At 67.8% G+C, this 13,213-nt stretch carries 8 protein-coding genes; 3 read left to right on the forward strand and 5 right to left on the reverse strand.

Going from position 1 to position 13,213, the window contains the following annotated elements; translation table 11 throughout:
• Window positions 1-12 precede the first annotated feature (12 nt).
• On the reverse strand, window positions 13-1,548 hold the full coding sequence (gene atpA, locus C8N44_RS07105) for a F0F1 ATP synthase subunit alpha (protein ID WP_107975492.1): 1,536 nt from the start codon (window positions 1,546-1,548) through the stop codon (window positions 13-15).
• Window positions 1,549-2,115: a F0F1 ATP synthase subunit delta gene (locus C8N44_RS07110; protein WP_107975493.1), complete on the reverse strand. Its 567-nt coding sequence runs from the start codon at window positions 2,113-2,115 to the stop codon at window positions 1,549-1,551. It abuts the gene before it with no gap.
• Between the two features lie 410 nt (window positions 2,116-2,525).
• On the opposite strand from C8N44_RS07110, the gene C8N44_RS07115 reads away from it, so the two are divergent.
• A complete protein-coding gene (locus C8N44_RS07115) occupies window positions 2,526-4,109 on the forward strand; it encodes an ABC-F family ATP-binding cassette domain-containing protein (RefSeq protein ID WP_107975494.1) in 1,584 nt (527 codons plus the stop codon).
• A gap of 7 nt (window positions 4,110-4,116) precedes the next feature.
• On the opposite strand, the gene C8N44_RS07120 is transcribed toward C8N44_RS07115, so the two are convergent.
• A complete protein-coding gene (locus tag C8N44_RS07120; RefSeq protein ID WP_107975495.1) occupies window positions 4,117-4,866 on the reverse strand; it encodes a methyltransferase domain-containing protein in 750 nt (249 codons plus the stop codon).
• A 63-nt stretch (window positions 4,867-4,929) separates the two neighbouring features.
• On the opposite strand from C8N44_RS07120, the gene gloB reads away from it, so the two are divergent.
• Together gloB and clpA are read left to right on the forward strand one after the other, a co-directional pair.
• Window positions 4,930-5,691 carry a hydroxyacylglutathione hydrolase gene (gloB, locus tag C8N44_RS07125; protein WP_107975496.1) on the forward strand — a complete coding sequence of 254 codons (762 nt, stop codon included), beginning with the start codon at window positions 4,930-4,932 and terminating at the stop codon, window positions 5,689-5,691.
• Between the two features lie 152 nt (window positions 5,692-5,843).
• Window positions 5,844-8,177: an ATP-dependent Clp protease ATP-binding subunit ClpA gene (gene clpA, locus C8N44_RS07130; RefSeq protein WP_107975497.1), complete on the forward strand. Its 2,334-nt coding sequence runs from the start codon at window positions 5,844-5,846 to the stop codon at window positions 8,175-8,177.
• 1,066 nt (window positions 8,178-9,243) lie between these two features.
• Here clpA and C8N44_RS07135 read toward each other — a convergent pair.
• Together C8N44_RS07135 and C8N44_RS07140 are read right to left on the reverse strand one after the other, a co-directional pair.
• Window positions 9,244-11,988 (reverse strand): peptidoglycan -binding protein, encoded by a 2,745-nt coding sequence (locus tag C8N44_RS07135; RefSeq protein ID WP_107975498.1) that lies wholly within the window; start codon window positions 11,986-11,988, stop codon window positions 9,244-9,246.
• Between the two features lies 1 nt (window position 11,989).
• Window positions 11,990-13,180: a biopolymer transporter ExbB gene (locus tag C8N44_RS07140; protein WP_107975499.1), complete on the reverse strand. Its 1,191-nt coding sequence runs from the start codon at window positions 13,178-13,180 to the stop codon at window positions 11,990-11,992.
• Between the last annotated feature and the right edge of the window lie 33 nt (window positions 13,181-13,213).

Here is a 13,213-nt window from a genome sequence, read left to right on the forward strand (position 1 = left end):
TCTGGCCTCCCCTTACGCGAAATCTTTGGCGAAGTCTTCGATCGCAGCCTTGATCTTGTCTTCTGCTTCACCCTTCACCTTCGGGTCTTCCTTGGTCAGGAAGTCCAGCACGTCCTTGTGCTTGCCCCGCAGGTGCGACAGCAGGCCCTGCTCGAAGCGGCCGACCTGCGACACGTCGAGATTGTCGAGGTAGCCGTTGGTGCCGGCGTAGATCACGCAGACGATCTCGGCGTTGGTCAGCGGCGCGTACTGCGGCTGCTTCATGAGCTCGGTCAGACGTGCACCCCGGTTCAGCAGGCGCTGGGTCGAGGCGTCGAGGTCGGAACCGAACTGCGCGAAGGCCGCCATCTCGCGGTACTGGGCGAGCGACAGTTTCACCGGGCCGGCCACCGACTTCATCGCCGAGGTCTGCGCCGACGAGCCCACGCGGGACACCGACAGACCGGTGTTCACGGCGGGGCGGATGCCCTGGTAGAACAGTTCGGTCTCGAGGAAGATCTGGCCGTCGGTGATCGAGATCACGTTGGTCGGGATGAAGGCCGACACGTCGCCGCCCTGCGTCTCGATGATCGGCAGCGCCGTCAGCGAGCCCGAGCCGTGGTCCTCGTTCAGCTTCGCCGAACGCTCCAGCAGGCGCGAGTGCAGGTAGAAGACGTCGCCCGGGTAGGCTTCGCGGCCCGGCGGGCGGCGCAGCAGCAGGGACATCTGGCGGTAGGCCACGGCCTGCTTGGAAAGGTCGTCGTAGACCACCAGCGCGTGCTTGCCGTTGTCGCGGAAGTATTCCGCCATCGCGGTCGCGGCGTAGGGCGCGAGGTACTGCATCGGCGCCGGCTCGGAAGCCGTTGCCGCGACGACGATCGAGTATTCGATCGCGCCGGTTTCCTCGAGCTTCTTCACCAGCTGCGCCACGGTCGACCGCTTCTGCCCGATCGCGACGTAGACGCAGTACAGCTTGTCGCTGTCGCTTGCGGCGGCGTCGTTGTAGCTCTTCTGGTTCAGGATCGTGTCGAGCGCCACGGCGGTCTTGCCGGTCTGGCGGTCGCCGATGATCAGCTCGCGCTGGCCACGGCCGATCGGGATCATGGCGTCGATGGCCTTGAGGCCGGTCGCCATGGGCTCGTGCACGGATTTACGCGGGATGATGCCCGGCGCCTTCACATCGGCGACGCGGCGCTCGACGGATTCGATCGGACCCTTGCCGTCCAGCGGGTTGCCCAGACCGTCGACAACGCGGCCCAGCAGGCCTTCGCCGGCGGGCACGTCCACGATCGAGTCGGTGCGCTTGACGACGTCGCCTTCCTTGATGTCACGGTCCGACCCGAAGATCACGACGCCGACGTTGTCGGCCTCGAGGTTCAGGGCCATGCCCATGATACCACCGGGGAACTCGACCATCTCGCCGGCCTGGATGTTGTCGAGACCGTAGACGCGGGCGATCCCGTCGCCGACCGACAGCACGCGACCCACTTCGGCAACTTCGGCCTCCTGACCGAAGTTCTTGATCTGGTCCTTCAGGATCGCAGAAATCTCGGCTGCTTGGATACCCATTTATCCGACCTCTTTCATGGCATTCTGGAGGGAGAGGAGCTTCGAGCGGATCGAAGTGTCGATCATCTTCGAGCCCACCTTCACGACAAGACCGCCGATGAGGCTTTCATCAACGGTGGTATTGATCTTCACGTCCTGGCCGACCTTGGCCTTCAGCGTCTCGGCGAGCTCGCTGGCCTGTGCAGGCGTGAGTTCCTTGGCCGTCACCACGTCGGCGGTCACCTCGCCCTTGTCTTCCGCGATCATCTCGCGAAGGCGGGTCACCATCTGCGGCACGACGAACAGGCGGCGCTTGGACGCCATCAGCAGCAGCACGTTGTGCAGCGGCTGAATCAGGCCCATCTTCTGCGCGATGGCGCCGATGGCGTCGCCCTGCTGCGTGCGCGTGTAGACGGGAGATGTCAGCAGATCACGCAGATCGGCACTTTCATCCAGGGCCGCCGAGAGATCGTCAAGGTTGGCCTCGAGCTCGGAGAGCTGACCACCCTCCTTGGCGATCTCGAAGACGGCGGTGGCATAGCGTTCAGCGATGCCGGAGGAGATCGAAGCTGAGTCAGACACGTCCACCCTTCCGTTATTCGACCCCCGTGACGTGACCACGCGTGGCACATCCGAGGGCTCCGGTTCTTGCCTTGTCCCAGCACAAGGCACTCAAAATCGCGGCGGATGTAGCAGAGCCTCACCCACCCCGCAACATGCAAGCAGTCATTTACCTTTTGGTGCAAGCCCCTTGTTTTATGGGGGTTTGCGCTAACTGCGGCTTTCTGCGCACATTAAAAATGATTTTGTTAGGGGATTTTCCAGACTTTTCTGCCGGATGAAGCATCACACCGGGCACTGCGGGCCGGCACCCGGGCTTGCGCGCCGCCGCGCCGCGACTACCTTTGCAGGACCACACAGCCACCGGAGACACTCTGACATGGACAAGCAGCTCGCCGCCCTCACCCATCCGGTTCCGCTGCGAGAAGACCTGTCCCATGCCTGCCTCCGTTTCCCTGTCCAACTTGTCGTGGTCCGCGCCTGACGGCACGCCCCTCCTCTCCGACCTGACCCTGGCCTTCGGGCCCGAACGCAGCGGCCTCGTCGGCCGCAACGGCAGTGGCAAGACCACCCTGCTGCGCCTCATCGCGGGCGATCTGGGCCCCGCCGCGGGCGAAGTGCACGTCGCCGGACGCTGCGCCACCCTGCGGCAGGACGTGGCCCCGCGCCCCGGCGCCACGCTCGCCGACCTCTTCGGCGTCTCTGACGCCCTCGAGCTGCTCGACCGGGCCGAGGCAGGGCGCGCCGGCATGGACGACCTCGCCCGCACCGACTGGACCCTGCCCGCGCGCATCGAGGCAGCGCTGGCCCGCTGCGGTCTCTCCGCCGATCCGCGCACACCGCTCGTCGCGCTCTCGGGCGGCCAGCGCACCCGCGCGGGCCTCGCCGCGCTGATCTTCGACGAACCGGACGTGCTCCTGCTCGACGAGCCCACCAACAACCTAGACCGCGAAGGCCGCACCGCCGTCATCGACCTGCTGCGCGGCTGGCGGGCCTGCGCCGTGGTGGTCAGCCACGACCGCGAACTGCTCGAGGAAATGGACGCCATCGTCGAGCTGTCGTCTCAGGGCGCCACCCGGTTCGGCGGCCCCTACAGCGCCTACCGCGCCCGCAAGGAGATCGAGCGCGCCGCCGCCGAACGCGACCTTGCCGATGCCGAAAAGGAAACCGACCTGCTGCGTCAACGTGCCCTGCAGGCCGAGGAACGCAAGGCGCGCACCGACCGCATGGGTCGCAAGGCCCGAGCCCGCGGCGACCAGCCCAAGATCCTCATGGATGCGGCGAAGGAACGCTCCGAATCCTCGGGCGGCGCCAATGCCCGGCTGCGCGCGGCGCGGGCTCAGGCGGCGGACGAGCATCTCGCCGCCGCACGTGACCGGATTGAGGTGGTCCAGCCGCTGCGCATGGACGTGCCCTCCACCGGCCTGCCGCGCAGGCGCACAGTGCTCGAACTGCGCGACCTGACCGGCGGGTACGATCCGCAGGCGCCTGTCATCCTGAATCTGTCGCTCACAATCACCGGGCCGGAACGTATTGCGCTCTGCGGTGCAAACGGCTGCGGCAAGTCAACGCTGATCGCGCTGATCACCGGCGCGCTCGCCCCGCTCTCCGGCGCAGTGGACTGTTCAGTGCCTTTTGCGCTCATGGACCAGTCGCTTGGCCTGCTCGACCCCGGCCTGACGCTGCGCGAGAACTTCCGCGCCCTGAACCCGGACACCGATGAAACCGCCTGCCGCGCCGCCCTTGCCCGGTTCCGCTTTCGCGCCGACGACGCCCTGCGCACCGCGGGCAGCCTCAGCGGCGGCGAACGCCTGCGCGCGGGGCTTGCCTGCACCATGGGCCGCGCGCAGCCGCCGCAACTTCTGATCCTCGACGAGCCGACCAACCACCTTGATCTCGACGGGCTGGAGGCTCTGGAGGGCGCGCTTGCCGCCTACGACGGCGCGCTGCTGGTGGTCAGCCACGACGCGGCCTTCCTCGACCGCATCGCGCCCACCCGGCGGCTGGAGCTCTACGCCTGAGGGCGCCTCAGACCGTCTTGGGTTTGTTCACCGGGCGCGGGCTCAGCACGTCGAGCGGGTTTGGCACGCGCACCGCCCCGTCCACGCCGCGCTGCGTCGGCGGATAGCGCTTGGAGGCCACCACCATCACCACGCCCCCCGCCATGATCGCGGGGATCGCGCGCCCCATGCGCTCCCAGATCGGCCCCGTGCGCATCCAGAACCGCCGCGTCGAGGGCGGCTGGTAGAGCACCGAGATATGTTTCTCGGGCACGAAATCGTGGCGCTTGAGCTGGTCCTCGAGCTGCGACAGCGAATAGGGCCGCCCGAAGCCGAAGGGCGTCCTGTCCGACCGCGCCCAGAGCCCCGAACGGTTCGGCACGATGAAGAGCGCCTGCCCCCCGGGCCCCAGCACGCGGTAGGCCTCGTCCAGCACGTCGCCCTGCCGTTCCGATGTCTCGAGCCCGTGCATCAGGATCAGCCGGTCGACGTGCCCCGTCTCCATCGGCCAGGCGGCTTCCTCGCTCAGCACCGACACGTTGGGCATGCCCCCGGGCCAGCGCATCACCCCCTGCGGCGCGGGCATCAGCCCCACGACGCGGCGGGCGCCCGCCAGGTAGGGCCGCAGCAGCGGCACGGCGAAACCGTAGCCCACCACCGTCTGCCGGTCGCATTCCGGCCAGAAACGGACCACCTCCCGACGGAGAATGCCCTGCGCCGCACGCCCCAGGGCGCTGCGGTAGTAGAAGTCGCGGAGCGTTCCCACATCCAGATGCATTGCAGAGAGGCTTCACCTGCGATTGACTGACCCGCAGTTTGGCAAAGGCTGGAAGGAAACACCATGCCCCTCGAGATCGTCACTGTCCCCTGTCGGAGTGACAACTATGCCTACCTCATCCACGGCGACGCCGGCACCTATCTGGTCGACGCCCCCGAAGCCGAGCCGATCATCGCCGCGCTGGAGGGCCGCGACTGGGGACTCGACGCGATCCTGATCACCCACCACCACGCCGACCATGTCGACGGGCTCTCAGAGCTGCGCGAGAAGTATTCCCCCCGCGTCATGGGCCCCCGCAAGGAAGAGGCCAAGCTGCCGCCCCTGACCGACCCGCTCGAGGAAGGCGACCACGACGGTACCGGCAACATGGAGTTTGAGGTGATCGAGGTTCCGGGCCACACGCTCGGCCACATCGCCTTCCACTTCCCCAAGGCCAAGGCCGCCTTCACCGCCGACAGCCTCATGGCGCTCGGCTGCGGCCGGGTCTTCGAGGGCACCCCCGAAATGATGTGGGAAAGCCTGTCGAAGCTCGCCGCGCTCCCCCCCGAGACGGTGATCTACTCGGGCCACGAATACACCCAGGCCAACGCCCGCTTCGCCCTGACTATTGAACCCGAGAACGAAGAGCTTAAATCTCGTGCAGAGGCGATCGCCCAGGCGCGCGCCGAAGACCGCCCAACCGCCCAGGTTCCCCTTTCCGAGGAACTTTCCACCAACCCCTTCCTGCGTGCGTCCGATCCGGCCCTGAAACGCGCCGTCGGCATGCAAGACGCGACAGACTCTCAGGTGTTTGCCGAGGTACGCACGCGCAAGGATCGGTTCTGACGCAAACCGCATCACGACGGCATCCGCCACATTTCGTGACCGGCCGAAACCAAGAAAAAACTTGAAGCACGTCGGTAATCGACCAAACTTTAATCCTGAGAGGCAATGCTGGTCCCGACACCGGGATCAGCGCAGACAAGAGGAGCACGCCCGTGCCTTCATTCTCGAACACACTTGAGCAGGCAATCCACTCGGCACTGGCGCTCGCGAATTCGCGCAGCCACGAATTCGCCACGCTGGAACATCTCCTGCTTGCGCTGATCGACGAACCCGATGCCTCGCGCGTGATGAAAGCCTGCTCGGTCGAGACCGAGGAGCTGCGCACCACGCTGGTGGAGTTCATCGACGACGACCTGTCCAACCTCGTGACCGACATCGAAGGGTCCGAGGCCGTGCCGACGGCCGCCTTCCAGCGCGTGATCCAGCGCGCCGCCATCCACGTCCAAAGCTCCGGCCGGACCGAGGTGACAGGCGCGAACGTTCTCGTGGCCATCTTCGCCGAGCGCGAATCGAATGCCGCCTACTTCCTGCAGGAGCAGGACATGACCCGCTACGACGCGGTGAACTTCATCGCGCATGGCGTGGCCAAGAACCCCGCCTACGGCGAATCCCGCCCCGTCCAGGGCGCGACCGAGGCCGAGGAAGAGGCCCAGCAGACCGAAACGCCCTCGGGCGGCGGGTCCGACAAGGAATCGGCGCTCGCCAAGTACTGCGTCGACCTGAACGCCAAGGCGCGCGAAGGCGACGTCGACCCGCTCATCGGCCGCGATTCCGAGGTCGAGCGCTGCATCCAGGTGCTCTGCCGCCGCCGCAAGAACAATCCGCTGCTCGTGGGCGATCCCGGCGTGGGCAAGACCGCCATCGCCGAGGGCCTAGCCCGCAAGATCGTCGCCGGCGAAACGCCCGACGTGCTGAAGAACACCACGATCTTCAGCCTCGACATGGGCGCCCTGCTCGCAGGCACCCGCTACCGCGGCGATTTCGAGGAACGCCTCAAGGCGGTCGTGAACGAGCTTGAAGAGCACCCCGACGGCGTTCTCTTCATCGACGAGATCCACACCGTGATCGGTGCCGGCGCCACCTCCGGCGGTGCCATGGACGCCTCCAACCTCCTGAAGCCCGCGCTTCAGGGCGGCAAGCTGCGCACCATGGGCTCCACCACGTATAAGGAGTTCCGCCAGCACTTCGAAAAGGACCGCGCGCTCAGCCGCCGGTTCCAGAAGATCGACGTGAACGAACCCACGGTCGATGACGCCGTGAAGATCCTCAAGGGCCTCAAGCCCTACTTCGAGGAGCATCACAGCGTGAAGTACACGCAGGACGCCATCAAGACCGCGGTGGAGCTTTCTGCGCGCTACATCAACGACCGCAAGCTGCCCGACAAGGCCATCGACGTCATCGACGAGGCCGGCGCCGCGCAGCATCTCGTGGCCGCCTCCAAGCGCCGCAAGTCCATCGGCGCCAAGGAGATCGAGGCCGTGGTCGCCAAGATCGCGCGCATCCCGCCGAAAAGTGTCTCCAAGGACGATGCCGAGGTGCTCAAGGATCTCGAGGGCACGCTCAAGCGCGTGGTCTTCGGACAGGACCCGGCGATCGAGGCGCTGTCTTCCGCGATCAAGCTGGCGCGTGCCGGCCTGCGCGAACCCGAAAAGCCGATCGGCAACTACCTCTTTGCCGGCCCCACCGGCGTCGGCAAGACCGAGGTGGCCAAGCAGCTCGCCGATTCGCTCGGGGTCGAGATGCTGCGCTTCGACATGTCCGAGTACATGGAGAAGCACGCCGTATCGCGCCTGATCGGTGCGCCTCCGGGCTACGTGGGCTTCGACCAGGGCGGCCTGCTGACCGACGGCGTGGACCAGAATCCGCACTGCGTGCTCCTCCTCGACGAGATCGAGAAGGCGCACCCGGATGTCTACAACATCCTGCTGCAGGTCATGGACCACGGCCAGCTGACCGACCACAACGGCCGGACCACGGATTTCCGGAACGTGATCCTCATCATGACCTCCAACGCGGGGGCCGAGGAGCAGGCCAAATCGGCCATCGGCTTCGCCCGTGACCGTCGCGAGGGCGAGGATACCGCCGCCATCGAACGGACCTTCACGCCGGAATTCCGCAACCGTCTGGACGCGGTCATCAGCTTCCGCCCGCTGCCCAAGTCGGTGATCCTGCAAGTGGTGGAAAAGTTCGTGCTGCAGCTCGAGGCCCAGCTCATGGACCGCAACGTCAGCATCGAGCTTACCAAGCCCGCCGCCGAATGGCTGGCCGACCGTGGCTACGACGACAAGATGGGCGCGCGCCCGCTGGGCCGCGTGATCCAGGAAAACATCAAGAAGCCGCTGGCCGAGGAGCTGCTCTTCGGCAAGCTGACCAAGGGCGGCCTCGTCCGCGTCTCGGTCAAGGACGGCGAACTGGTGCTGGACATGTCGGGCCCGGAAAACCCGCGCCTCGGCTCCAAGAAGCCGCCGCTCCTGACCGCCGAGTAAGGCCGGGGGCCATCTGAAAGACCACCAACCGCCGCGGGCCACCCCGCGGCGGTTTTTCTTTGGGGCCTGTGCGCAGACCGTGAGGGTCCGTCACGCGGGATATAGAGACCCTTCGAGCCACGCCCTGACAGGCCCGGAACAAGGGGCTTCACCCCCGCCGGGCCAGCGCCGGGCCGCCCCGTCGCACCAGAGGTGCGCCGATTATCCGTCGGCACGCCTCCGGCGTGACGGTCCGGCGCTGGCCCGGCTTCCGCTGTGCGATCTCCAATCGCGAGACGGGGTCATGGCGGACCAACACGGCTTACGGACACACACCTTATCCTGGGCTGGCAGGATGCCGCGAAGCCGGGGCGCGTGCCGAACCTTGGCATCGCGCGACAACCTCCAAACGTGGGCACCGTACCCCGGCCACCCCCAAAACCTCCGGAGGCCGCGCATCGCAGCCGCGCGCGGTGGCGATCCGGACCGCTGATCCTCTTGTTTTATCCCCGCAACCCCGAAAGACCTCGACACGAGGCACCCAGCATCGCCAAATCGCCGCCGCATGGGAGCGCGGCTGCGATGCGCGGCGGGCCTGCGGCCCTTGATTCCGCGCGGGGGGCTTCGCGCTCAATCAGCGAATTGGGCTCGGAGCGGACCCACTCGGGTCACGGACACACACCTTATCCCGGGCTGGCAGGATGCTGCGAAGCCGGGCGCGTGCCGCACCGTGGGATGGCGCGACAACCTCCGGGGGTGGGCACTTTTATCCAGGCCCCCCGAAAACCTCCGGAAGCCCCGTGTTCCGGGCGGATATGCCCTATTCCGGCATCACAAGACGCGATCCCAAGCACCACCTTTCCTCGCGCTCCCAGCCGGCAGACGTGATCCGGAACGATCGCCAGCCAGCCTCTCAGCGCCCCCGTCCGGAGCCCAGAAAAGCCCGGAAAACACGGCGTCGGGGACATGCCCCCGCGCGGCACAGTCTTAAAATTCCCCTAATTCGTCTCTGTAAGCCATTGATTTTCCGTGTCTGGAACGATGTCCCGGCGCGGGACACCCCGAATGTCCCGCGTCCCGGACCGCCTCAGCGCTCGGTCAGCTTCAGCTCGATCCGCCGGTTCTGGGCCCGCGCCTCGGGCGTGTCGGCAGGGTTCACCGGCTGGTACTGCCCGAACCCGTTGGCCGCCAGCCGGTCCGGCGGGATGCCCAGCTCGTCCACCATGTAGCGCACCACCGAAAGGGCCCGCCGCTGGCTGAGTTCCCAGTTGTCCTCGAACCGCCCCGTGGCCCGCACGGGGATATCGTCGGTGTGTCCGTCCACCCGGATGATCCAGTCGATCCCCTCGGGAATGTCGTCGGCGATGGTCTGCAGGATCGCGGCCACCTTGGAGATCTCCCGCTCGCCCGCCGGCGACAGCTCGGCCGAGCCCAGCCCGAAGAGCACTTCGGACGAGAACACGAAACGGTCGCCCTCGACCCGGATGCCATCCGTCTCGCCGATGATCTCGCGCAGCCGACCGAAGAATTCCGACCGGTAGTTCGCCAGGTCCCGCGCCTCCTCCTCGAGCCGCTCCCGCTCCGCCTGCTCCAGCTGCCGGCGCCGCCGCTCCTCGGCCGCCACACGCGCCAGCGCGGCGTTCAGCTCGGACCCGAGGTTCTGAAGCTGCACCTGCGCCTGAGCGTCGCTTGCCCGGGACTCGTCCAGCAGCGCCTGCAACTGCCCCAGCTGCTCGCGCAGGGCAGAGACCTGCCGGTTGAGCAGCTCCGTCTGCTTCTCGGCCGTCGTCGCCCGCTCGCGGCTCTCGGCCAGCTCCTCGCGCGCCTCACCGAGCAGGGCCATGCGCTGCTCGGCTTCGGTCAGCCGCGTCTCGGCCCGGCTCTCCGCCGCCCGCTGCGCTGCCAGCGCCTCGGTCAGGCGCTGCCGCGTTTCCTCCACGCTGCTCTCGGCATCGAGCCGCGCCGCAAGCGCCGCCGCCAGCCTCTCCTCGAGGTTTTCCGCGTCATCGACCCGTTCAGCAGCCCGCGCCTCGGCCTCGGCGAGCGCCTGCCGCAGGTTGGCAATGACCGCGTCCCGCCGGCTGTCCCGCGACCGCGCAGCCTCGAGTTCGGCCGAAAGCCGGTCGTTCTGTTCGCGCAGCGTCTCGAGCGCCGCGGTCTCGCCCGAGGCCTCCGACAGCTGCTGCGAGAGGGCGGCGTTCTCGCTCTGAAGCGCCGCCACCGCCGTCGCACGTTCCTCGGCCCGCGCCTGTGCCGCCTGAAGCTGCGACTCGAGATTGGCCGCCCGCCCCTGCAACGCCTCGAGTTCGCCTGTCTGGGCGCTCTCGCGATCCGTGGCCGCTGCCAGTTCTTCGGCCAGCCCGTCGGCGCGCGACCGCGCCTCCGACAGCGCCGCCTGCGCTTCCTGTGCGGCCCCGCGGGCCGCGGCGAGGTCCTCCTGAAGCTCGGCCTGACGCGCCTCGAGGCCCGAGACCTGCGTCGCGCGGTCCTGGGCCTGCCCCTGCGCCGCCGAGAGGTCGGAGACCAGCGCCGTGTTCCGCTCGCGCAGCGCGGCCAGCTCGGTCTGCAGCGACTCCGCCTCGGCCACCCGCGCCAGCGCCTGCGCCAACCGCGCCGAGAGGTCCGAAAGCCGCGATTCCGCCGCCTGTGTCGCGCCCTGCGCCTCGCTCAGCGCGCGCTCGGTCTCGGCGGTCTGCTGCTCCTGATCCTCAAGCGCCCGCTCCGCCGCGACGCGGGCATCGCGCTCCTGGGCAAGCTCGTCACGGACCGAAGCCAGCCGCTCGTCCGCTTCAGAGCCCTGCGATTGGGCATCCGCAAGTTGGGCGCGAAGTTGGCTTACTTCAGCGTCCAGATCATCGATCCGCGCCTGCAGCCCGCTTGCCTCTTCCTCGCCCTCCAGCAGGGCCGCCGCGAGCCGCGCGTTGAGGTCCTTTTCGGCCTCGCGCGCTGCGGCGAGAAGCGTCAGCGTTTCCTCGGCACGGGCGCGCTCCTCGTCGAGCGCCATCTGCATGGCCGTCAGCTCGGCATCCGCATCTTCGAGCCGCACGCGCAGCGCCCGCGCCGCCTCGGATTCCGCCAGCCGTTGCGCCTCTTCCTCGGTTAGCGCCTGTTCCAGATCGTCCACGCTGGCGCTCAGGCTGCCGATGCGGTCCTGAGCGTCGGCATTCTGCGCCCGCAGGTCCTCGACCAGGGCTTCCAGCGCCTCGCGCCGCGCGGCGGCCAGGCGCGCCGCCTCGGCCTGCGCATCCACCTCGTCGCGGGTCTGCGCGAGGGCGAGGTTCAGCGCGTCGCGCTCGGAGACCAGCTGATCCCGCGCCGCTTCCAGCTCGTCCCGGCTTGCGCGCAGGGCCTCGGCCGTGCCTTCGAGATCCGTCACCCGCTCGCGCGCCGCGTCGCGCTGAGACAGAAGCGAAGCCACCCGATCCTCGAAAGAGGCGATCCGCGTGCGCGCCTCTTCCAACGCCGCCGCCTGGCTGTCGCGGGTCGAGGTCAGGCTCGCGATCAGGGCGTCCTGTTCCTCGAGCGCGGCATCGCGGGTCGACAGGGTGGACTCCAGCTCGCCCACTTCGACGGTCAGATCCTCGTTGCGACGCTCGGCAAGGCCCAGCGCGCGCGACAGCTCCGCCACCTGGCTGGTCAGGCTCGACAGCTCGCTTTCCTGGTTGGATAGCTGGTCTTCCTGGCCTGTGATCGTCTCGCGCAGGACGAACTGCACCACCATGAAGATCGACAGCACGAAGGTCAGCACCAGCAGCAGCCCCGTCATCGCGTCGACGAAGCCGGGCCAGATGTTGGCCTGGAAACGCGATCCGGTGCGGCGGCTCAGCGCCATGTCAGCTCTCCTGACCGCCGCGCGCGGCCGGTGCCGGGCGGGCAGCGCCCGCACCGCGAAGCGCACGGGTCAGCGCGGCCAGATCGGTGCGCAGCTCGGCCATGCTCTCCTGCCGACCGGCGGCGATTTCCTCGAGGATGCGCAGCATCTGCACGTCGATCGACCGCAGGCGCATGCGGCTTTCGGCGTCGAGCCCCTCGGAGGCCTCTTTCTGCTGAAGCACGTCGACAAGGCGCTCCTGCCCCTCGGCGATGCGGGCCAGCGAATTGGAAGACGGCGCCGTTGCCTCGATCCGCTCGGTCATCCGCTCCACGCTGTCGGCAAGCTGGCCAAGGCGGCTGTCCACCTCGGACCGGCCGCTCTCGGCCTGCGCGAAGAGCAACTCCAGCTTTTCCATCTGCTCGGCCATCCGGTCGAGCACCACGCCCGCGGCGCCAAGGTCGGGGCCGTCGCTTTCGGACGAAAAGCCCAGTCGCGTGATGCTGCTCAGCCATTCCTCGAGCTCGCGGTAAAAGCGGTTCTGCCCGTGCCCGGCAAAAAGCTCCAGCAGCCCGATGATGAGCGAACAGGCAAGGCCTAGCAGCGACGAGGCAAAGGCCACGCCCATGCCGCCAAGCTGCGCCTCGAGGCCCGACATGAGCCGCCCGAAGAGGTCCGCACCGCTTTCGCCCTGCTGCGGAGCAAGGCTGCGGATCGTGTCGACAAGCGCCGGCACGGTCGTCGCCAGACCGTAGAAGGTGCCCAGAAGGCCGAGGAAGATCAGCAGCGAGGTGATGTAGCGCGTGATCTCGCGCGCTTCGTCGATCCGCTGCGCCACCGAGTCGAGGATCGAGCGGGTCGAGGTCGTGGTGATCTGCATCCTCTTGGCGCGGGTGCGCAGAAGCGTGGCCAGCGGCGCCAGAAGCTGCGGTGCCTGAAGCTGTCGCCCGGTGTCGCGGTCGGCGGCGAAACGCTCGATCCAGCGGACCGAATTGATGAGCTGCGCCACCTGCCAGAAGCAGGCGATCAGGCCGACGACGAAGACGATCAGGATGAAGCCATTGAGGTACGGGTTGGCCTCGAAGACCGGCAGGACCCGCGGCAGCGCGAGAAAGCCGCCGGCGAAAGACAGCCCCAGGACCACGACCATCGCGACCACCTGCCGCACGGGCTGGCTAAAGCTCGGTTCCGCTTCGAAATCTTTTTGGTCCATCAAGGCGCCTGTCGGGGTTCTTTTGTTGCCCCG

The organism is Allosediminivita pacifica, assembly GCF_003054175.1.
Taxonomy (GTDB): Bacteria; Pseudomonadota; Alphaproteobacteria; order Rhodobacterales; family Rhodobacteraceae; genus Allosediminivita; species Allosediminivita pacifica.

Bases quoted from the DNA above. Each gene is read 5' to 3' on its own strand.
- C8N44_RS07140 (WP_107975499.1), bottom strand. From the start codon at position 13,180: ATGGACCAAAAAGATTTCGAAGCGGAACCGAGCTTTAGCCAGCCCGTG.
- C8N44_RS07115 (WP_107975494.1), top strand. From the start codon at position 2,526: ATGCCTGCCTCCGTTTCCCTGTCCAACTTGTCGTGGTCCGCGCCTGAC.
- C8N44_RS07120 (WP_107975495.1), bottom strand. From the start codon at position 4,866: ATGCATCTGGATGTGGGAACGCTCCGCGACTTCTACTACCGCAGCGCC.
- atpA (WP_107975492.1), bottom strand. From the start codon at position 1,548: ATGGGTATCCAAGCAGCCGAGATTTCTGCGATCCTGAAGGACCAGATC.
- C8N44_RS07135 (WP_107975498.1), bottom strand. From the start codon at position 11,988: ATGGCGCTGAGCCGCCGCACCGGATCGCGTTTCCAGGCCAACATCTGG.
- gloB (WP_107975496.1), top strand. From the start codon at position 4,930: ATGCCCCTCGAGATCGTCACTGTCCCCTGTCGGAGTGACAACTATGCC.